General features: G+C 46.6%; 15 protein-coding genes and 1 pseudogene. 1 reads left to right on the top strand and 15 read right to left on the bottom strand.

Going from position 1 to position 22,283, the window contains the following annotated elements:
• Positions 1-84: 84 nt before the first annotated feature.
• From JGK14_RS03610 to JGK14_RS03600, 3 genes are all read right to left on the bottom strand, one after another.
• Complete coding sequence (locus JGK14_RS03610; RefSeq protein WP_293178350.1) at positions 85-393, bottom strand: hypothetical protein; 309 nt, start codon at positions 391-393, stop codon at positions 85-87.
• Positions 386-1,522 (bottom strand): AAA family ATPase, encoded by a 1,137-nt coding sequence (locus tag JGK14_RS03605; protein ID WP_293178347.1) that lies wholly within the window; start codon positions 1,520-1,522, stop codon positions 386-388. The genes JGK14_RS03610 and JGK14_RS03605 overlap by 8 nt, the downstream gene beginning before the upstream one ends.
• A gap of 464 nt (positions 1,523-1,986) precedes the next feature.
• On the bottom strand, positions 1,987-7,521 hold the full coding sequence (locus JGK14_RS03600; protein ID WP_293196986.1) for a PAS domain S-box protein: 5,535 nt from the start codon (positions 7,519-7,521) through the stop codon (positions 1,987-1,989).
• A 680-nt stretch (positions 7,522-8,201) separates the two neighbouring features.
• On the opposite strand from JGK14_RS03600, the gene JGK14_RS03595 reads away from it, so the two are divergent.
• Positions 8,202-12,014 (top strand): glycoside hydrolase family 2 protein, encoded by a 3,813-nt coding sequence (locus JGK14_RS03595; RefSeq protein WP_293204890.1) that lies wholly within the window; start codon positions 8,202-8,204, stop codon positions 12,012-12,014.
• A gap of 3 nt (positions 12,015-12,017) precedes the next feature.
• On the opposite strand, the gene JGK14_RS03590 is transcribed toward JGK14_RS03595, so the two are convergent.
• The 12 genes and pseudogenes from JGK14_RS03590 to dnaK form a co-directional block, all read right to left on the bottom strand.
• Positions 12,018-12,404: a type II toxin-antitoxin system VapC family toxin gene (locus tag JGK14_RS03590; RefSeq protein ID WP_293183400.1), complete on the bottom strand. Its 387-nt coding sequence runs from the start codon at positions 12,402-12,404 to the stop codon at positions 12,018-12,020.
• Positions 12,401-12,637 (bottom strand): type II toxin-antitoxin system Phd/YefM family antitoxin, encoded by a 237-nt coding sequence (locus tag JGK14_RS03585; protein WP_293183398.1) that lies wholly within the window; start codon positions 12,635-12,637, stop codon positions 12,401-12,403. Before JGK14_RS03585 ends, JGK14_RS03590 begins: the two co-directional genes overlap by 4 nt.
• Before the next feature lie 88 nt (positions 12,638-12,725).
• Positions 12,726-12,971 (bottom strand): HNH endonuclease, encoded by a 246-nt coding sequence (locus JGK14_RS03580; protein ID WP_293212379.1) that lies wholly within the window; start codon positions 12,969-12,971, stop codon positions 12,726-12,728.
• 30 nt (positions 12,972-13,001) lie between these two features.
• Positions 13,002-13,436 (bottom strand): annotated as a pseudogene (locus JGK14_RS03575) (KGK domain-containing protein).
• Between the two features lie 237 nt (positions 13,437-13,673).
• Positions 13,674-14,057, bottom strand: coding sequence for a type II toxin-antitoxin system PemK/MazF family toxin (locus tag JGK14_RS03570; RefSeq protein ID WP_293192107.1), 384 nt, complete (start codon positions 14,055-14,057; stop codon positions 13,674-13,676).
• The gene (locus JGK14_RS03565; protein WP_293192105.1) at positions 14,020-14,223 is read right to left on the bottom strand and encodes a hypothetical protein; all 204 of its coding nucleotides are present in this window, start codon (positions 14,221-14,223) and stop codon (positions 14,020-14,022) included. The genes JGK14_RS03570 and JGK14_RS03565 overlap by 38 nt, the downstream gene beginning before the upstream one ends.
• A 38-nt stretch (positions 14,224-14,261) precedes the next feature.
• The gene (locus JGK14_RS03560; RefSeq protein WP_325314773.1) at positions 14,262-16,697 is read right to left on the bottom strand and encodes a dynamin family protein; all 2,436 of its coding nucleotides are present in this window, start codon (positions 16,695-16,697) and stop codon (positions 14,262-14,264) included.
• A 141-nt stretch (positions 16,698-16,838) separates the two neighbouring features.
• Complete coding sequence (locus JGK14_RS03555; RefSeq protein WP_293183388.1) at positions 16,839-17,813, bottom strand: Rpn family recombination-promoting nuclease/putative transposase; 975 nt, start codon at positions 17,811-17,813, stop codon at positions 16,839-16,841.
• Between the two features lie 309 nt (positions 17,814-18,122).
• Positions 18,123-19,184, bottom strand: a complete 1,062-nt coding sequence (locus JGK14_RS03550) for a J domain-containing protein (RefSeq protein ID WP_293313488.1) — start codon at positions 19,182-19,184, stop codon at positions 18,123-18,125.
• Between the two features lie 140 nt (positions 19,185-19,324).
• Positions 19,325-19,513, bottom strand: coding sequence for a four helix bundle protein (locus JGK14_RS03545; RefSeq protein ID WP_293183384.1), 189 nt, complete (start codon positions 19,511-19,513; stop codon positions 19,325-19,327).
• A gap of 112 nt (positions 19,514-19,625) precedes the next feature.
• Positions 19,626-19,802 (bottom strand): four helix bundle protein, encoded by a 177-nt coding sequence (locus JGK14_RS03540; protein WP_293183382.1) that lies wholly within the window; start codon positions 19,800-19,802, stop codon positions 19,626-19,628.
• Positions 19,803-20,037: 235 nt separating this feature from the next.
• The gene (dnaK, locus tag JGK14_RS03535) at positions 20,038-22,170 is read right to left on the bottom strand and encodes a molecular chaperone DnaK (RefSeq protein WP_293183431.1); all 2,133 of its coding nucleotides are present in this window, start codon (positions 22,168-22,170) and stop codon (positions 20,038-20,040) included.
• Between the last annotated feature and the right edge of the window lie 113 nt (positions 22,171-22,283).

Raw genomic sequence — 22,283 nt, 5'->3', positions numbered from 1 at the left:
TCGGGCGATCGTGGCTGCTTCATCTTCGAGCAAAGCAACCTTAATTTCACAGCGTAGCGGCTTCTGGGGCCGCCGTCAATACATTTAAGATTTTAGATTTTCGTCCCACAACTCGGACACTGCTGCACCATCAGCTTTTAATGCTCCATCTTTACGATGACCTAAATATCTGGGAGGACGGAATCCTAAGCTTTGTTGGAAATTATCTATAATTTGATTAATATTTTTCCAGCAAGAATTCTCTGTGCCAGCTTCTAAACCACTCCATTGATATAGATGTTGCAGCATCTCAGGGTCTAACCAGTCAATTTTTTGCACTAAAGTGCGATCGGCTAATTTAGTAGCGGTTCGTGCGTCTGCACTACTTTCGACAATCACTACAAACTCAATCATTAATTTCTCCTGCAACCACCCAATCTTCTCCCTCCGCATCCCAGAATTCTCCGGTGGTTAAAGTTTGTTTTGCCCATTCTACATCAGGATGTTCATCTAATCTTTTGCAACGAGTCACACCGGAGTTATTGTTACTTAATACATGAACTTGAGACGGAGTAAGTTCATCCACAATGTAGGGAGAATGGGTGGAAAAAATAATTTGCAGGTTGTTGTTTTGTTGAATAATTTCTTTAAAAACAGCGATTAATTCTCGTTGTGCTTTTGGGTGGAGTCCCTGTTCGACATCATCTAGTAACACTAAATTAGGTTGAGTTGGATTTATCAAAACAGTCAGTAATCCGAGGGCGAGCATTGTTCCTTCGCTAATCGCATGGGCTGGAATGCGTTTACCAGTATTCATGTCTAGGACAACTTCTTGCCCTGTCATTTCCTGACTTTCTTCGTAGGAGATAGATTTGCCATCGACTTCGATTAAGCGTTGGCGATTTACCATAACCTTGGCTCGTTTTACGCCTACTTCGCGTACACCTGGTACAATCCGTTTCAACATTTCTTGTAAAGATTGAAACTTATCTGGAGCTTCGTCACGAAGATAGTCTAAGGTAGGTGCTAAGCCTGAACCATCGAACTCAACTCGCGGAATGATTGCATCGCTGTAAGCTGCTTTAGCAAGATTAGTAGCTACTAGCTTAAGATGAACTGAGTATCTCAAAGATTCAGGAATTGGCTCTTTCGTAGTGATTAAGGAAGTTTTAGACATTACTTTCCTATATTCCTGGTTTTTATCGGCCTTCCATGATGCTGTCGGAAACCAAGAATGATTAACTCTTTGTCTCCAGTCATAAGAAGCTTCCCAATCATTACGCTCTTGGTCTCCCCAAAAACCATTTGCAGTAACAGACATATTATTTTGCCCAATAGTTGTAATAAATTGAGGCGCTCTTTCATCCTTAAAAATATCTTCAAATGATGAATTAGTAAGCTGACTGAGATAATGCAATGCTTGCAAAACGGATGTTTTACCAGAACTGTTTTGTCCTACGAGGGCGTGTAAGCCTGAATTGTCAAAATTAATTTCTGTATCTTGATGACTTTTGAAGTTATGAAGTTTTACCTTTTCTAGCATTGGATTGCTAACACCATTTCATACAGTATACTAGCGATTTCAGTCGCGGATTCCCCAATTAATACTCATCGACAAAATCTGGATGAAGCCACAGAAATTCGCGGCGCAATTACTTCGGGAGCATCTCAGTTTTGTTGTTATAGTGCTGTCCACTCCGAGCGAGTATTATACAGCTCGCTCTTGGTGGACAGCACTGCAAGCAAGATGGTTTTTGCAAAAATGTGATGCTCCCAGAGCGCTGAAGCGCAACTACGTACCTTTCCGGAGCGCTGAAGCGCAACTACGTACCTTTCCGGAGCGCTGAAGCGCAACAGCGCTCAAGCGCAACTACGTACCTTTCCGGAGCGCTCAAGCGCAACTACGTACCTTTCCGGAGCGCTCAAGCGCAACTACGTACCTTTCCGGAGCGCTTAAGCGCAACTACGTACCTGGAGGAGCGCTCAAGCGCAACTACGTACCTTCTGTTAGTGTAAGGTTTTTAACTGAGCTAAAACTGTGGCGAATCGAGCAGAATCGATCGGCTTTGCTAAGTGTTCGTCGTAACCGGCCTCGATCGCCCGATGCCGGTCTTGTTCGCTAGCATAAGCTGTCAGCGCCACAGCGGCCAAGCGCTTGATTTTGTCAGATTCGGACGATCGCACTTTGCGGATTAACGAGTAGCCATCCTCAACCGGCATCCCGATGTCGCTGACTAAAATATCCGGCGGCGACTGCTGTAAAATGTCGATCGCCTCTTGGGCTGAAGCAGCAGCCATCGCCAGAGCCCCCAACTGTTTCAGCGCCAAAACCAAAAACTCGCGGTTGTCGGGTTCGTCATCAACTACCAATACCTTTAAACCAGCCAAAATACCAGGACTCACGGCAGCTAATTGCCTTTCCTCTATCAACTGCGGCTGCTGACTCCGACGCTGTTTCAGGGGCAGCATTACTGTAAATGTCGCCCCGAGTCCCTCTCCGGGACTTTCGGCGCGTACAGTGCCGCCGTGAAGTTCCACCAAGTGCTCGACGATCGCCAATCCCAGTCCCAAACCCCCGTAAGCCTTAGTAATTGAGCCATCTGCTTGTCGGAAGCGATCGAACACGTAGGGCAGAAACTCAGCAGAAATGCCTTTGCCGGTATCGCTAACAATAATTTGTATGTAATTAGGTGATGGGGAATTAGCAACAGCTACCGCAGACAAACGCAGTTGGACTGTTCCCCCGGATGGCGTAAACTTGACGGCGTTAGTCAGCAAATTCGAGACTACCTGCTGCAACCTCTGGGCGTCGCCCCACATCAAACTGATTGCGGGGTCAAATTCCGAGGAAACAGTCACAGACTTAGCCTGAGCGGCGAAACTGACACAATTGAGGGCAACTTCGATCGTCTTTGTCATGACGAACCAGCCGGGTTTTAGAACCAGCTTGCCTTGAATAATCCGGGAAACATCGAGCAAATCTTCGACTAGCTGCGTTTGCACCCTCGACTGACGCTCGATCGCTTCCAAACCGCAAGCTAAAGAATCTGGTGTGTACGGGCGGGTGCGGAGCATTTGGGCCCAACCCAGAATTGCGTTTAAAGGCGTGCGGAGTTCGTGGGAAAGAGTGGCTAGAAACTCGTCTTTCCGGCGGTTGATGGCTTCTGCTTCTGCCCGCGCGGCTTGTTCGCGATCGAGCAACTGAGCGAGTTCTGCCTCGACTTGCTTGCGATCGCTGATGTCGGCGACGATCGACATACAGTTAATGTTACCCTTGGCGTCGCGGACTGGAGTTGCCCACAAACCGATGTCGATCGAGGTGCCGTCTTTTCTTTGGCGCTGGGTTTCCATGCCGGCGATCGCATTTCCAGCGCGAATTCCTTTCAAATTCTCCATAAATTCCTCCCGCTTGTCTGGGGGAACGCTGGGCAAAAATTTACCTACCGCCTCGGATTCTGGCCAGCCAAAAATCCTCTCTGCCGCTGGGTTCCACATTTTTACAATGCCGTCCTCGGCGCCGAAAACGGTAATTGCTAGGGGACAAGCCTGGATCAAGGCTTCCAAAGTTTGATTGATTTGCGATCGCGCCTCTTCTGCTTGTTTGCGATCGGTGATATCGACGTTCACGCCGATAGTCCGCAGGGGCAAACCGCGCTCGTCCTGAAACACCTTAGCCCTGCAAGCAATCCAGGCGACGCTGCTATCCGAGCGGCAGATGCGGAACTCGATGTTTAATTCCTCGCCGTTCGTCGCCGCAGCCAGTACCTGCTGTTCGGTGAAAGTGCGATCGTCTGGATGCACCATTGCCAGCAAATTTTGATAGCTGCTCTGGAAACCGCCGGCAGGCAGCCCGTACAAAGCCTCTAACTCCGGCGTACACGCGAGTTCGCCCGTTTGGACGTTCCATTCAAAAGTTCCGATTTTACCTGCTTGCTGAGCGATTTGCAGCCGTTGTTGATTGTTTTTGAGTTCTGCTTCCACCCGCGAGATTTCGGTCAAGTCAATGTAGAATCCGACGATCGTCTCTGGTTCGCCCTTGTCAGGGCACAAAGTCGTCGCGCCCATCAGCACCGGCACGCGGCTGCCATCTTTGCGGATGTACTCTTTCTTAAAAGGAGTTGCGACTCCCGACGCCCGCAGTTCCCCGGCCGCCCGGGCGTCGAGGTGGAGGTATTCGGAGGGGGTCATATTGTCCCACCGCATTTGACCGGAGAGCACGTCTAAGCGAGTATAGCCCACCATGTTGAGCAGGGAGTCGTTGGCGTAGGCGATGCGGCCGGTAAAATCGCCGATCGCGACTCCGAAAATATTTGAGTCTAACAGTCGGCGGAATAAAGCTTCGCTTTGCTGGATTACCCGTTTTGCTTGGTTGCGATCGGTAATTTCGGCAACCACGCTGCTGACTCCCAACAGCGTTCCCGATTCATCGATCACGGGGTAAAAGCTGACTTGCCAATCCCGCACAACTCCCGGCTGTTGAAGGGTTTCGGCCTTAAGTTCCATGTCGAGTACGGGGGTTTGCGTAGCGAGCACTTGGCGGTAAATCGGCTCTACCAGATTGGCAAGTTCCGGTATCGCTTCTCTGACGGTGCGCCCGATGTGATCTGCGATCGTGCGGCCGTTGATCGCAGCGAGGCATTCGTTCATGCGGATGTAGCGCAAATTGGTATCGAGAAAGCACAGCCCGACTGGTGTGGTGTTGTAAACTAAGTCGAGTTCTGCTAGTTGGTTGCTAATGCGAATTTCGTTTTCTCGGATCTGGTTTTGAGCTTGTTTGCGATCGGTGATATCGACCACGAAGAACGATCCTTTGTCTGTGCATCCTTGCAAGTGTCCGGCGCCGACAAAAACTGGGAAGCGCGTGCCGTCTTTGCGGATGTATTCTTTTTCAAAAGGCTCGCAACTTCCTGATGCTGCGACTTGGGCGAGGGCTGCGCGATCGAGTTCTGCGTATTCCGGCGGCGTGATATTGCTCCAGTGGATTTTTCCTGAAATTAAGTCTTCTCTCGTATATCCAATCATGTCCAGCAAGGCGTTATTAGCTTCGGTAATTTCGCCGCCCGCCTCCCAGAAACCAATGCCGATCATGTTAGAATCTACCACGCTGCGGAAGCGCATTTCACTTTCCCGCAAAGCTAATTCTGTTTGTTTGGCTGCGGTAACATCTGCGATAATTATGCCAGCGCCGATGATTTCTCCCCTTTCATTTTTCACCGGGTAGTAGTTGGCGAGCCAGTAGCCGAAATATCCGGGTCTTCCCCCATGTTCGCCGCTGACTTCTACATTTAAAACAGGTTCGCCGGTTTCTAGAACTTGCTGAATTATTGGTGCAAACTCGGCAGCGGATTCTGGCAACAATTGGCGGTAGTCTTGACCGAGATGCTGTTCTGCTGGCAAACCGTTGAGTTCTGCTAATACTTGATTGATGCGGATGAATCGCATTTCGCGATCGAGAAAGCAAATCGCTAGGGGAGATGCTTCTAACAGCGAGTCAATTAAGGCGAAGGATTGCGATGTTTGAGCTAGTGCTTGCTGCGCTTCTGCATAAAGTCTGGCGTTGTCCAGGGCGATCGCCACGCGGTATGCTAAATCTTCTAGCATTGCCATATCTTCTGCACTGTAGCGGCGCCCCAACTTTGAGGTAAAGCAAGTGATCGCACCCATTACCCGCCCGCGCGCCTTCAGCGGTACGCAAGCGTGAGAACCGATATTGAGCGATTCCCTACGGGATAGCTTCGCCGCGCGTAGCATTTCAATTTCTGCTGCATTTTCGGCTGCTGCTGCTAAAATCTCCTCATCCACTTCGGCAATTAGTTGGGATTTGCCGGTGCGAATTACCAGCGGATAGCCGTTAACAGCATCAAAGGCGATCGGGCTGCAAACTCTCAACTTATTAATCGTATCAACCGTAGAGGCTTCTGCGTGAGCCACAGCGACTTTGCGGACTTTTGAGTCAGTTTCGGTCAAATGAATGCAGCACCCATCGGCAACAGAATTAACTGCTAATTCAGCGACATTTTGCAGCACTGTTTCTCCGTCAAACGCAGCAGCCAAAATTTTGCTAACTTCTGCCAAAAATGCCGATCGCTGCTGTTCTATTTGGGCTTTTTCTCGGGCTGCTTGCTCGGTTGCCAACTGCAATCTTTGACTTTCTGTAAGTTTGAGTTCTGTGATATCGCGGGCAACAATTAACGCCGATTCTGGTACGCCGTCTTTGTCAAACTCTGGAACTACGCGAGATTGATAACTTCTGATGCCGTCGGTTGAGTAAGCCTGAAATTCGATGACTTCTTCTCGACCAGTTTCTAGCACTTTGCGGAGAGTTTCATCCCACCTCTGGCAAAGTTCCGGCGGCATTCCTATCTCTTGACTGGTTTTCCCGAGGAAGAATGAAATTGGTTTTCCTTGAGTTCGGGCAACTGCTTCGTTGACATAAATATAACGCAGTTCTTTATCGGTGCGGATAATCACATCGGGCGTATTTTCTAGCAGCGTTCTCAGTTGCTGTTCGCTGCTAGACAAAGCTGCTTGTGTTTGCTGTCTTTCAGTAACATCTCGCACCGTGCCCACGTGTCCGATAAGTTCCCCACAGTCGGAGAACATCGGCGCCGAACCAACATTAATCCAGCGCACAATCCCCTCTGCTGTTTGCAGGCGATACTCGATCGCATATTCCCCAAGTTCCCGAGTATAATCCAGCCATCGGCTCAATACGCGATCGCGGTCTTCCGGGTGAATGCAATTCTCCCAACCATCTCCTAAAAGTTCTGCCAAACTCAAGCCACAAATCGCCTGAGTGCGAGGGTTTGCATAGGTGTAGCGCCCCTCAAAATCTGCCATAAAAATTCCCACAGGCGAACAGGAACTTAAACAGCGAAATCGTTCTTCTTGAGCTTGCAGCGCTTCTTTAGCTACTGTTAGCTCAGCCGTGCGCTGTTTGACGCGGTTTTCTAGCTTGGCGTAGGATGAAGCCAAGGCTATTTCTGCTAATTTGCGATCGGTAATATCGATACCACTTGCGATCGCATATTCTACCAAGCCATCAATACCCAGCATCACTGTATTCGACCAAGAAATGAAGCGCTTGGATCCATTTTTAGTGCGCCAATAGTTTTGATATTCGCTGTAAACAACTTCTGCGTTTAGATTAGCAAAAACTGTTTGAGCTGCCTCAACTTCTTCCGGAATCAAGAACAGATCCCAAACATATTTATCCAGAACTTCTGCTACCGAGTAGCCAGTTGTTTTTTCGCAAGCTTGGTTGAATCGCACAATCCGTCCTCGACTGTCGAGAACTACAATCAAGCAAGCTGTGGTATCAGTTACTTTTGAAATAATCTGGCGTTCTATTTCTAGTTCTTGTTCTGCGGACTTTAAACCAGCATACCAGCCGCCAACCATTGCAGCGGCAAGAAGTAAGATTGCAGGAGTTGCCTGAAGTGCAAACAGTAACAGAGTTGTCAGCAGTAAGGCCGTGCCTGCGGTAAATGTAGCAATGCTGTAAGATTTAATGGGTAAAGGCAAGACCTGAAACCGACTCATTTTTTTTTGACCTGTAGCGATGGCGCGATCGCACTATTTCTGTTTGTGCCTATAAAACAACATGGTTAAAAAAAATTATGTGTTTTTTCTATACCAAACCACATTTGTCGGCGCCGTGCCATCTTCCCACAGACAGATTTTCTGAAGTCAGTTAACAGTTGACAGTTGATAGTAGTCATTAGTCATTAGTCATTAGTCATTAGTCATTAGTCAGTAGGGGCGGTGGATGGTGCGTGCCCGCCCTCATCAGTCATTAGTCATCAGTGCTGTCCCCGCTCGCAAACCTTATCATCAGTCATCAGTCATTAGTCACAGAGAATCAGAAAAATACTCCCAATCTCCCCCTCTCCCAATCTCCCCCTCAGGAGCATCTCATTTTTGTAAAAAGCATTTTTTCTTTGAGTGCGAGCGTCCCCGCTCGCGTATTTTACAATACGCGAGCGGGGACGCTCGCACTATAATAAATGCAAAACTGAGATGCTCCCTCCCACGTCTCCCCTTTCTCCCCTTTCTCCCCTTTCTCCCCTTTCTCCCCCTCTCCCACTCCCCCCCTCTCCCACTCTCCCCATCTCCCACTTTCCCCTTTGTCCACTCGTCGAAACCAAGCAATTGATGCGCGCAGCAGCTTATGATAAATGAAGAGACAAACTGGATAAGTTGATTTCTGGGAGGAACTTACGATGAATCACAAGCTGGCAAAAATTATCGGATTATTTTTCGCAGCCGCCATCGTCTTCGGATTCATCGGTTACGCGGTGCAAAATCCCAACTCGGTCACCAACTCAGTAATGTCGATCGGCTTTCCGAATCTTACTACAGCTACCGCCAGCGCGATCGACAACCAGCGCAACCAAATCTATCTCAACGGCACCTGGCAATTTGTCCCCGCCACAGGCAACCCCCAAAGTCCCCCCGCCTCCCCAAATTGGGGCTCCATCCAAGTACCCGGAGACTGGCAAGAAGAAAAAAACGAATTCATACCCGGAATCATCACTCGCGGCACCGGCAAAGACTGGGAAAACTTCAACAGCAAACAACTATCAAAAGCTTGGTATCAGAAAAAAATAGACATTCCCGGCGAGTGGAAAAACCGCCGCATTTTTATCGACTTAGCCCGAGTCAGCACCGATGCAATTATCTTTGTCAACGGCATTAACTGCGGTCAAATCGAATGGCCCTACGGCAATATTGAAATTACCAAAGTAGCCAAACCAGGTCAAAATACAATATCTATTTTAGTCGCAGCAGTCTCCGACGAAAAAGACAAAGCCGTGATCATGAGTCCCACAGAAATATACACCACAAAATCCAACTTGCAATCGCGGGGAATCATCGGCGAAGTCAGGGTTCTTAGCGTGGCCCCAGGCCCGCTAGTTAGCGATGTATACGTCCAAACTTCCACCAGAAAAAAGCAAATTAAATTAGATGTAGAACTCAAAGACATTACCCAAAACGGTCAAGTTCAGCTTGTAGCGCAAATGCTCGACGAAAAAGGCAAAGTCGAACAAAAATTTACAGGCACTGCAACCGTTCAAGCCAAACCAATTCAAACCGTAAAAGTCCAGTGGGATTGGCAAAGTCCCCGCCTTTGGGATGCCGGCAAACCCAACCTCTACACCCTGCAATTAGAAGTAACAGGCAGCGGCGTTAACACGCAATACAACCAACCCTTCGGCTTCCGCGAATTTTGGGTACAAGGGCGCAAATTTTTCTTAAATGGCACCGAGTTTCGCCTGCGTCCCGCCTTGCATTCCGATACATGGGAAGGTGGCACAGTAGAAGTTTCAGACAGTTTAATAGACGCCTATGTAAAAGCTGGTTTCAATATAGCAGAAATCTGGCCTTGGAATCACGACGAACGGGGTAGATGGCACTTCAGAGAACTATTTTCCGAACGCGCCGATCTCAAAGGTTTTCCAATTATGGCGCCCGCATTAGATATTACTCCCATAGCTTGGAGCGAACAATGGAATAACCGCCAAATTATCGATCGCTGGAAAGGGCGAATGACAGCAGAAATGCGCCGCTACCGCAATCATCCCTCAGTATTAATGTGGGCAACAAGTCCCAATTATTTCGGCAACGGTGACGACCAAAATCCCCGCCGCATCGGCAAGAAAACAGTAGAAGGAACAATCGGCCCCGTCGAAGACCAGCGTTTGCGGGCAAAAACCCCCCTGGGAAATGAAGCTTTTGCTGCTATGAAATCTGTAGACCCAACCAGACCTGTAATGGTACATCAAGGCGGCACTTTTGGCGATGTTTATTCGCTAAATTCTTATTTAAATGTGATGCCGTTACAAGAAAGGGAAGAATGGATTTCAGAGTGGAGTAAAACCGGAGAAATGCCCTACATGGTAGTAGAATTTGGCACGCCTCTGCACGCGACCATGATGCGGAACCGCCAAGGTTTTGATAAGGTGATTGTTAGCGAACCTTGGATGACTGAATTTGCAGCAATTTACTTTGGCAAACAAGCTTACGACTTAGAAACTCCCACTTATAAACGTAAAATTCGCGAGCAATTTGTCAAGGATATGCAGTATAAAAGCTGGCACATGAGCAAGGATTTAGATTTTGCACCTGCTTTTCAAAAGTTGCAGTATTTATTCAGTACGAATACTTGGCGGACTTGGCGGACTTTTGGAATGTCTGGGGGCATGATTCCTTGGCAGCAAGGACACGGTTGGGATGTTTCGGATGCTGGCAGAACCAAGGTAGATCTGGGAGGATTTCAATCGGGTCGCCGAGGTGTTTATTTGAAGCAAGTGTCCAACAATCTGATGCATCATTTGCAACCAGAAGCTTACAAAATTTATCCGGCAGGGGAGGCAATTATGAAGAATAACGGCCCGACTTTAGCTTGGATTGCTGGTGCTAATCAGGCTTTTGCTGCCAAAGATCACAGCTTTTTTGCAGGCAGCAAATTGGCTAAGCAAATAGTATTAATTAACGATACCAGAGCGCAGCAAGATTTTGCATTAAATTGGCGAGTTATGGTCGGGGGAGAAGAGGTAGCAACTGGGGAGAAGAAGGGGAAAATTGACACAGCAGGCACGCTATTTTTCCCAATTGACGTGAAATTGCCAAATACAATTTCTAGCAAAGCTGACGGCGAAATTAGTTTAACTGCACGAATTGGCGATCGGCCGCATTCTGATACATTTCCTTTCCGGGTGTTTGCCAATCAAGCCAAAATCAAGGATACGCTAACAATCTTCGATCCAGTTGGCAAAACATCGGCAATGTTAAAGCAGTTAGGTTATAGTCTGGTGCCTTGGAATGGTTCGCAAGTTTTATCGCTATTAATTATCGGTAGGGAAGCTTTTTCTAGCGGGCAAAATTTGCCAGGAAATTTAGAAAATTTCGTGCGAAACGGCGGCAAAACAATGGTGTTTCCTCAGCGCCGGGAATGGTTGAAAAACATGGGTTTGCGGGTTGCCGAACACGTCAGCCGCCGCGCCTATCCAGTTGACAGCAATCATCCAGCAATTATCGGTTTAGACGGTGAAGATTTGCGGGATTGGATGGGGGAAAGTACGCTGGTTGAAGCTTATCCAGATACAACTCAAACTGGATCGAGATTGAGTCCAGCAAATATGCCTTGGTACGGCTGGCATTGGGGAAATCGCGGCGCAGTCAGCAGCGCTTCAATTGAGAAGCCGCACCGCAGCGGTTGGCGGCCAATTTTGGAATCTGAGTTTGATTTAGCTTATTCCCCGCTGATGGAATTGGATTATGGAAAAGGGCGGCTGATTTTAAACGAGTTGGATGTGGAAGACCATTATTCTGTAGATGGTGGGGCGGCGCAGTTAGTCCAGCAACTTGTGAGTTACGGGACGAATTCTCCAATGCTTGGAAAGCCGGATAAGGTGGTTTTAATTGGGGGAGACAAAGATGCCAAGAAGTTGGACAGTTTGGGGGTAATTTATCAGCGGGCTAATGCGCTTTCTCAGGATGCTGGTTTGGCGATTGTGGGTGCCGAAGCGAATCTGAAAGATGCAGATTTGCGCGCTTATTTGAATGGTGGCGGAAATGCGTTTTTCTTGCCGCGTCAAGTACCTGTTGCGGGTTTGGGCGTGGGTTTGCAGCAGGCGAAGGATTTCGGGGGTTCGCTGGCGGTGCCTGGTTGGGATGAGGTGAAGGGGCTTAGCGGTTCGGATTTGCGATCGCGCTCTTTTTATGATACTTGGTTGATTAAGTCTGGGGGAGAAATCGGTGCTGACGGTTTGTTAAGCCGGGTTGCTGTAGGTAAGGGCGTGGCGATTTTCTCTCAAATTGACCCGGATAGTTTGAATGCTGATGCTAAGACTTATTTGCGTTTTACTCGCTGGCGGCAAACTCGGGCAAATGCTCAGATTTTAGCTAATTTAGGGGCAAGTTTTAGGGCGGATGGTGCTGTATTTAACGGTTCGAGTCAGGAGTTTTATCACCCGGATTATAAGACAGATTTTGAGAATGGGGACGATCCTTATCGGTATTATCGATGGTAGGAGTTACCAGTCAATGTTGACCGGATATTTGGCAAATATCGAATCGCAACTCACTAACACAGCGTCTTCTATATTGGCTTGAGCAATCAATAGGCGATCGAAGGGATCTTTGTGATGAGTTGGTAAGTTATTCAAGGCTAAAACATGAGCAATAGTAATAGGTAGCAATTCTATATTGTTAGTCACTTGCTGGCTTTCTATCACTTCTGTTAAAGGCAGATTCAGACTTAGTTTACCAAGTTGGAGCTTGATTTGGATTTCCCAAATGCTGGCAACACTTACAAGCAAAGTATTTTCTGGATTTTGACACAAGGCAAGAGCTTTTGGTGAAAGTCTTTGCGGGGAACTGTCCCACCAAATGAAGGTATGAGTATCGAGGAGTAATCTCATAGATTCCCTGTCCAGAATTCATCAGATAACGGTTCATCAAAATCCTCACTTGTCCAGATTGTTCCAGCGTGCAATCCTGCTGTGCGCGGCTTAGCTGGGGATGCAATGGGCGCTAATCGTACAAGGGGAATGCCACCTTCTGTGAGAACAACCTCTATACCTTTAAGTGCTAGAGATAATAACTCTTTTAAATTTGTTTGTGCTTCTTGTATGTCAACTGTTTTTGTGAGCATTGCAGTTATCCTAGCTAGGAGTTAAAAGTGCGATCGCATGGCAGAGTGCAATTTCCATATCAAACGGTCAAACTTATTATACTAAATATCACAGGTCAAAGTGTCGCTTAAAGCGCGGGTCTAGTTTGTCGGTTTTCCTTTGGTTGCAGGTGCAGCAGAGGGTTTGCAGGTTGCTGATGTCGTTGCTGCCGCCGCGGGCTAGGGGGATGATATGATCGATCGACAGTTCTGCTTCTAGTTTGGTTTGGCCGCAGCTTTGGCACTGGTATTTGTTGCGAGTGAATACGTATTTTCTGACTTCTGGAGGGATAGTAATTCTGGAAGTTTTAGTCATGATGTATTTTAACCGCAGAGGTTTGATTGATTAGCTAAGTGAGTTTTCTTGTTGGAGAAATTGGCGGCGCAAATCATCGAGGGGGGATTCTGGTTGGCTAGTTTCTGACTCGTTGTTTTCTGGTGTTTCTTCTACTTCTGGTTCGTCGGGGCAAAATTCTATAGTGACATTGAGTTTGAGCTTCATCTTCCCTTTCTTCCAGCCCTGAGCACCCACTCTGAGAATTTCACAATCTATACCCTCACCAAATCAGTTTTCATAAGCCCTAGTTTGTTGGTCAGTATTTAAACCTACATCAATATCTAGTTTCTGTTGGCTTAACGACTTATTGAGTGTCTGTGCTAACTCATCTTCAGGTAAAACTCTATTTACTGTTTCCTTGAGTTTTTCTACTTTAAGCATTGCGTCACCAAAAGATAAAGCATCATCATTACCGCAGTTATGGAAATCAAATTTATCTTCCATATTAATCTCTAAGTTCTTTAAACTGTCATCCTAACTATTTTAGAGTAGCATCTATATTTTGGCAAGAATCCCGGCGGTTGGAAACCGCGGCTATACAAACGATGTCCGCCTCCGCGGACTAAGAATGTCTTCAACCCGCGGAGGCGGGTTTTGTCTGTGTAGCCGCGATTTCCAATCGCCGTAATTTCAATCGCCAAAATTGCAATCATTCACTTACCACCCTCGTGCAAGTCCTATTTAATCTACTATTTCTAATTCCAAAGCTACCATCAAACAGCGATTAACGTGGTTTATAGCCTCAGTTGAAAAAGCACCCAGTTTGCGAGTAATCATTGACTTATTGAGGGTAAAAATGGACTCGCACCTAACTACAGACTCAACTCTAATACCAGCCAATGCAATTTCATCTCCTGTTATCAAATATTGAGCTGCCGTCAAAGAGCGAGTTGTCTTAGAAGTACAAGGTACAATCATCACATCGTCAATAATTTGGTTGAGATTATCTGCCGAAATTATCACAGCCGGACGCAGTTTAAACTGTGTTAGCTGAGTAGAAGGCATGGGTACTTGAGCCAACACTACATCACCTCTTCGCAAGTTCATCAGCAAATAGTTCGTCATAAATGTCATTTTCCGCACTCAGCCAATCTTGATAAGCTTGGGATACAAGCATCGGTTGAACAGATTCTTTTCCTGTTGTCAAAAACTGCGCTAGGTTGAGAAGTATTGCCAACTTATCATCGGGAAGTTGCTCGATTATTGTTAGAAGTTTTTGGCGAATGTTCATAGAATTAAAGTCGCTCTTTGTTGGCTATTATAGCACAATCATTCACAATCCACAACAACGCTATTATTTTCTCCAATTACAGGCAACAAATGCTCGTGCAACTTCATCGCCTGCAAACAACTATTAATCCCAGAAACCGCCCGATCGTACTCTTGAATCTTCTCTTCATTCTCAGCTTGCAGCCGCAGATTCTTAGCAATCTTCTCCTCAGCTTCCTGTGCCAAAGTTTGCTCCAAATAATCGCGGGCTTGACTGTATTTCTGCAAAATATCATCAGCTTGCTGTTCCGCCATCGGTAACAAATGCTCTTTCAGCGTTTGATTCACAGTTTGGCGGAAAGTTTGCCGAATGGTTTTCGATACTTTCGGCTCAAAATCTAGCCTCAATAATTGCCGAATTGCTGGTTGCGCGTCTACCATATTTTCGCAGTCAAAACCTTGGGATGTTTGCTGCAATGTTTCCCGGAATTGGTAAATCGAAAACGTGCCTTCGTCGTAAAAACGGGGACTTTCTCGCACGTAGCGATCGCACTCCACGCCCGCCGCATTCACCAAAGCACGAGAAACCCGCTGTGACAACTCCTCTAACTGCTGTTCAATTCCCCCGTCATTCCCCAACAACCGATAAAGTAATCGATAATATTCTGACTTACGAATGCTGTCTTTTAAATACTGGAAATAATTCTCAACCAGTGACTTAGTAGCCTCTACTAAAATATCTTCCAACTGATTGGCTAAATAATAAAGCGCTTCCACTAAAACCGCAATTAAAGGTGCAGTAGCATTGCGCGGATGACTCATCAAAGTTCGTCCGTAAGCCGCCTCAACCGAAAATCCATCTAGCAATTCATCCAAGCGGCGAATCATCCGAGATTGCAGTTGGCGAAAATCTGTATCGAAAATATCGCATCTGTTCATAATCATATCATTTACTTCTTTGGCGATATGTTCTCGAAATTCCTGTCCGACTTGCTGCAATTCTTGATTTAGACGTAAAAGTTCTTGGGCTTTCATCGCTTCAATTTCGCGGGGCTGGCTGTCCAAATTCCGCTGAATTGTTTGGTATTGTTTCCGCAGTTGAATGCACAAATCCTCTAAATCGTCAGCCAGATTTCTGAACAGTTGCGGGCGCTTTTCTTTGGTGAGATAATCGGTGATGGCTGTGCGAAAATCTTCGATGCCGCTATCTTGAATTAATTGCTGAATTAATGGTTGACCTTGTTCTGCCAGAATCCGCACGTAGTTTTGACTGGGCGTTTCGTAGCTGTTAACTGAAATCCGAAATTTGCTGGGAGATAGTTTCCCGGAATTCGCACAGTAGCGGTTAAATTCGCTGACAAATAGCGGTGTTTCTTCAGTGTTTTCACTTTTACTATCCGCATTCGTGTCTGCATCAACTCGATCGCGACTTTCGACAAATATGCTATCCAAACCAAAGCGATCGCGCCCGGTTGTCCCTCTAATCAAACTCCCGTAGAATCCCAGCAATCCGCTGGTTTTATAGACTCTGGCGGTGTCGCGAAAGTCGGAATTAATCAGATTTTCCAAGCGCTGGATCAGTTGCGCGTTGTACCAAGTTTCGTCAATGCGGTTGAAAATGTAAAACAGGCGATCGCGAATTCCGGGATTCGATCGCGTTTTCTCCATCAACTCCGTCTCTTCCGTCGTCATTTCCCCAGACGACGCAGCCTTCAAGACGCAGACAACCGCCGAAGTATCCGGGCTTTCAATCTTATCATAGGTCAATTCCGCATCCTGTTTGACAGGCGCATCAATTCCCGGCGTATCAATAATAATATTCCCATCTTGCAGCAGCGGATGGTAACAGTAATATTCAACTCGCTTGAGTACAGCGCTGTTGCTACCGCGCCGCGCGTAACTTGCAGCTTCCTTGAGATTGGAAAAATTAAACTGTTCCATCGAATAAGTTGCATTTTCCACAGCTTGAATGCGATCGCGATTCGCTTCAAACCCTTCTAAAAGTAGAGTCAAAGCCTTCGCTTGTTTAGCTCTCTCCGATTTATTTTCTCCGCCTTCCTTTTCGATAATTATGCTGCATCCCTGAGCTAAAATTTTAACTACATCTGTGAGATTAATATCAATTTCAGTAGTTAAATTTAACTGTTCGCAAAGAGCATAGGCTTGCTGGCGAATCTCAACTTCGCTCGAAAAAGTGAGAACAACACGCTCTTTTTGGGTAGATTCAGCGTAGGCGATATAGCATTCAGTACCGGTTGCGTGTCCGACCGCACTGTAGAGCAATTCTCGCTCCAACAAAGCATTAATCAGCATTGATTTTCCCGCACTAAAAGCGCCCGCAAACACAATCTCAAACTCGGGAGAAATTGCCTTTTTTAGAGAAGCTTGTACCGCCGTGATATCTTGTTGTCGCAAAGACGGTTCCTGACGCAGCAGTTGCAGTAGAGAGTCAACTTGCTCTTGCAGATTTTTGCATTGAGGCGGCATTTGAGTCATCGCGGCAGAATGCTCCTGTATTGTGGGAAAATTAGCTTAGGGTTAATTTTCGGCTAGTTCCTGAATATTTGCAACAGTAATTCTACTTATGTTATCGAGGATGGCTGAAAGTGCGATCCTCTTCGAGGGCTGCGCTAACGGCTATTGGGCGGCTAAATCTTGTGTTTCCAGCCAAGCTGCTAAGTCCGAGATTTGGGTAAAATTGAGCAAAGCTTCTCCTAAATCTTCTAATTTCGCGATCGACAATTCCCCGATTTGACTTTGAACTTCGGGAGTGACAGCACCTACACGGCGTTCCAACAGACGAACAATCAGTGCTATTTGTCCTGTTTTGATTCCTTCTTCTCTGCCTTCTTCTCTGCCTTCTTCTCTGCCTTCTTCTCTGCCTTTTTCTGTTCCTATTCGCACTGCTTTAGATATTGCACCTCGCCGATCTTGGATATAAATCTCCTGTTTTAGCAAGTCACTTAACTCGTCACGATTCAAATTAGCTCTACTTGCTATTGCAAATGCTTTATTGATTTCTGGCACAACTTCCATTGTTTCAGGTACTGTGTTTAAGTCTCTGGCAGTTTTGAGAAAATAAAGCCATTTGTCGGTCAAAGTTTCTAACTCCTCCAGACTTTTTTTAAACTTGGGTAACTCGACAAAAACTAATTCGATATCGTAAATAGGATAATCACTTAAAAACTCTCTTTCTTTCAGAACAAACCGCGAAGTTACTTTGTCAAAATCCTCAAACATTTCAAAATCAGTAATTGTCAAGGCAATCACTGGATTCAACATTACATATTGATCGGCTGTTTCTAATTGCGTGGAATAAGCTTTAGCTGCATTGTACAAAATTCGTTTTTCAAAAGCCTCTACGTTCAAAACCTGCATCTCGATAATGACAGTTGTGCCGTCATTTAAGTTGGCTCTAATATCTAAGTAAGTATCCTTAAGACCTCGAATTAGCGGCAATGAATAAGGATCGACGATTTCTAAACTTTCGATGGTGGGCTGATTGTCATATAGCAAGGCATTCAAAAAACTAATTAGAATGTCTTTGCTATTTTCAGAACCAAAGATTTTTTTGAAGGCAAAATCAGTTTTAGGATTGATGAATGTGAACATATAGGTAATGGGTAATGGGTAATGGGTAATGGGTAATGGGTAATGGGTAATCGGTAATGGGTAATCGGTAATCGGTAATCGGTAATGGGTAATCGGTAATGGGTAATGGGTAATCGGTAATCGGTAATCGGTAATGGGTAATCGGTAATGGGTAATCGGTAATCGGTAATCGGTAATCGGTAATCGGTAATCGGTAATGGGTGATGGGTGATGGGAAACCCCTGACGCCCTCAAGGCGGAATTGGCTGATGGGTAAGGTGCGCAGTGCGCACCTACATTTCGGTAAGGTGCGCAGTGCGCACCCTACAATTAATCATACAAATTCTGACGCGGTTTAAAAGTCTCAATTTGCCGCAATTTTTCGTACAATTCCCGTTCTTCGTCACTAATTTCCTTGGGAATTAACACCTGAATTTCTACTAGCTGATCTCCCCGATCGCCATTTCCAGTCGGATAGCCCTTATTCGCCAGCCGCAACCGCTTCCCAGACGTGACTCCCGGTGGCAGTTTCATCTTCACCAAGCCGTCTAGAGTCGGCACTTCAATGTCTCCACCAAGTACCGCTTCGCAGGGTGTCAGTGGCAATTCGCAGCAAATATCCGACATTTCCAAGCGGAAAAATGGATGGGGAGAAACGGTGATTTTTAAGTACAAATCGCCACCGCCAATACCTTGATTTCGCAGGCGAATTCGCTGGCCCGATACCATCGCCCCAGGCATATTTACCTCGATCCACCGCCCGTCATCCAAGCGGATGCGCTCGGTACCGCCGGAATAAGCTCTTTCCAAAGGCAGAGTCAGCCTCGCATCAATGTCTTGTCTGATTTCGCGATCGTCCATTTCGCGAGTTTCGCGTCGAATTTCGCGATCGTCCAAATCCCTTCTCTCTTCCCGAGAATTAGCAACATAACTGGTTTTCTTAGAAGCCGTATTCCACGGTTCCGAAGTGGGAACTCGCGGTGCATCATTCTCTGTCGCCATCCTCACTTCCCGGCGCCTTCCGAGGACTTGATCGAGAAATTTATTAAAATCTGAGTAATCGCTAAAATCGATATCTTCGGCAGGCTTTTTGCGGCTATTTTTACTATTTCCCCAACTTGTAAAATTGGGAAGTTTTACCCCTTGTTTGCCTTGAAATCCCTTTTGTTTCCAGAATTTACTAAACTGATCGTATTGAGCGCGCTTTTCGAGATCGGAAAGAATATCGTAAGCTTCATTAATATCTTTAAACCTATCTTCGGAAGATTTATCTCCGGGATTCACGTCAGGGTGTAACTGTCTCGCGAGTCGTCGATAGGCTTTTTTTATCTCGTCAGCCGTAGCATCTCTGGGCACTCCCAGTATTTGATAGTAATTACGAAAGTTTTGCATAATTTGAGAAGGAAGAAGGAAGAAGGAAGAGGGAAGAAGGAAGAGGGAAGAGGGAAGAAGGAAGAAGGAAGAGGGAAGAAGGAAGAGGGAAGAAGGAAGAGGGAAGAGGGAAGAGGGAAGAGGGAAGAGGGAAAGATGTTTTATTCTGGTTTAAGTTTATTGATTGTGCTGACAATTAGTCGTGTGACTTCATCTACTTCTTTAACAACCGGTGATATTTGCTGGTGCGTTCCTAACCCCACTTTTTCAGAAATCACTAAATGAGTATCCAGTTCTCGCAGCGAACCGAGAGTTATTTGTAAATATCGAATATACTCTTTCGTGCTCACCGAATAGCAAGGGTTTGAAGCCCCAGCATGAAGGCAGATTGTGATAAGAACGGAGTTTAAATCTCTGTTCTTATCACTTCGCTGTCAACTGTCAACTGTCAACTGTCAACTGTCAACTGTTTAAACGTCCATATCCCTCAGCAATGTTAGCTGGTACTGATACAGATGCACGGCGAATTTGACTGGTAATACCATAAAGTTCAGATGGATGAAATGATTTGGTTAATTCGTAGCAAAGTTGACAAAGATAAATACCCCGCTGCCAGATGTATTGTTCTCTATGACTCATAAAAAAATATAGTTTTCTCCTTGCTGATTATAGTAATCTCTATCTATTTCCAAGAAGTCTAGTGTAGTAGAGGAGAGAAAAAAGAAGTCCAGAAGAAGTGGAAAAAGGGCGGTCACATATTCTCTGCTAAAAATCCGCTATTTTCCTTCTTCCTTCTTCCTTCTTCCTTCTTCCTTCTTCCTTCTTACTTCTTACTTCTTACTTCTTCCTTCTTCCTTCTTCCTTCTTCCTTCAATTACAACCAATCATCGTCGTCATCCCAGTCGTCGCTTTGATTTTGATAGGGGCGAGTTGGGCGGTTATTGCTGGTTCTGCGATCGGGTGTGCGATCGTATGGGCGATCGGGTGTGCGATCGTAAGATCGATCGCGATCTGGCATACGATCGCGATCGTAAGAGCGATCGTAAGGGCGATCGGGCATTGGATCGACTGTCGATCGCCTGTAGGGCTTAGCATTTTGATAATAGCTGCTGTCATCGCTGCGCCGCTTGGTACTATCGCCTGTAAAAGTCCGCTTCACAGACTCAAAGAAATCATCATCATCGTCATCATCAGCAAAGGCCGCGACTTCCCGACTCAAATCGTAAAGAGCATCCTGCAAATCCGAGCCAACTTGGTCAACTCCCCGCTCATCCTTACGTTCCAAACTGTCTCGCAATTCCCGAATTAAAGTTTCAATGCGCTGGCGGCTTCTTTGGGCAAACTGCATTCCGCGATCGAGTGCAACTTCCCGCAACTGTCGCTCAGCTTGATAAGCCAAAGCCTCAGCGCGATTGCGTTTTTCCACCTTTTCCCGCTGCAACTTATCAGCTTGAGCAAACTGTTCCGCATCGCGAATCATTTGATTCACTTCCTGCTGGCTCAGCGTCGAAGCACCTTGCACAGTAATGCTTTGTTCCCTGCCGGTAGTTTTGTCCAAAGCAGTCACCAACAGCATCCCGTTAGCATCAATATCAAAAGCCACTTGTACCTGCGGGATCCCTCGCGGTGCCGGCGGAATTCCCGTTAATTTAAACCGTCCCAAAGACTTATTATCTCTACCTAATTCCCGTTCCCCTTGGATGATGTGAACTTCTACCACAGTTTGGTTGTTTTCAGCAGTCGAAAAAATATCCGATCGCCTAACTGGAATAGTAGTATTGCGCGGAATCAGTTTTTTCATCACCCCGCCGATGGTTTCCAAGCCCAGGGACAGGGGCGTCACATCCAACAGCAGCACGTCCCGGACATCCCCGCCCAAAATCCCCGCCTGAATAGCAGCACCCACCGCCACAACCTCATCGGGATTGACATTTTGATTCGGTTCGCGATCGATCAAACTCCGCACAATTTCCTGCACCAAAGGAATGCGAGTCGAACCGCCGACCAACACAACTTCATCAATCCGAGAAGGACTCATATTGGCATCAGCCAAAGCTTGTTTCACCGGACGGCGCATCCGCTGCACCAAATCGCTGCACAGCCCCTCAAATTGACCGCGAGTCAAACGCGTTTCCAAATGCAAAGGCCCATCTTCATTTGCATCAATAAACGGCAAATTAATCTCAGTGACGCCAACTCCCGACAGCTCTATTTTTGCTTTTTCTGCCGCTTCGATCAAGCGCTGCAAAGCTTGGCGGTTTTTGCGTAAATCCACGCCTTCTTTTTCTAAGAATTGTTCAGCCAACCAATCAACAATTTTGGAGTCAAAATCATTGCCACCCAACTGAGTATCGCCGCTAGTTGCTTTAACTTCAAATACTCCATCTCCAACATCTAAGATAGATACATCAAAAGTACCGCCGCCCAAATCAAAAACTAAGATTGTTTGACTTTCTCGCCTTTCCAAACCGTAAGCCAAAGAAGCCGCAGTCGGCTCATTTAAAATCCGCTTCACATCAAGTCCGGCAATTCTGCCAGCATCCCGCGTCGCCTGTCGCTGCGAGTCGTTGAAATAAGCAGGAACAGTGATTACAGCCCCCGTAACTTCTTGTCCCAGATAGCGGCTGGCTTCATCGGCCAACTTCCGCAACACCATCGCCGAAATTTCCTCTGGGGCGAAATCTTTTTTCAGGCGAGGGCATTTGATTTTGATGTTTCCGTTGTCGTCGCGGCGAGTTGTGTAAGGGACGCGCTTTGCTTCTGGAGTCAGTTCGGTATATTTGCGCCCGATGTACCGTTTGACGGCGTAAAAGGTGTTTTGGGGGTTGAGAACATTTTGGCGTCTGGCCATTTGTCCGACAAGGCGTTCTCCTTCCTTGGTGAAAGCAACCACCGAAGGAGTTGTCCGCATCCCTTCTGCGTTGGCAATCACAACCGGTTTGCCGCCTTCCATGACGGCTACTACTGAGTTTGTCGTTCCGAGGTCAATGCCAACTACTTTTCCCATACGTCCGTTGTCTCCTGTGGCGTTGTGTGTAGCTTTTTCAATATAAGCGTTAAGTTCGATCGCATTTATTGTACCGCGTCGAGCCACGGGGCTGCGGGGGGGTTATCTCACTT

Source organism: Microcoleus sp. PH2017_28_MFU_U_A, from assembly GCF_020738035.1.
GTDB lineage: Bacteria > Cyanobacteriota > Cyanobacteriia > Cyanobacteriales > Microcoleaceae > Microcoleus.
Note: the sequence above shows the minus strand (reverse complement) of the source record. Positions and strands in the feature narration are given on the sequence as shown.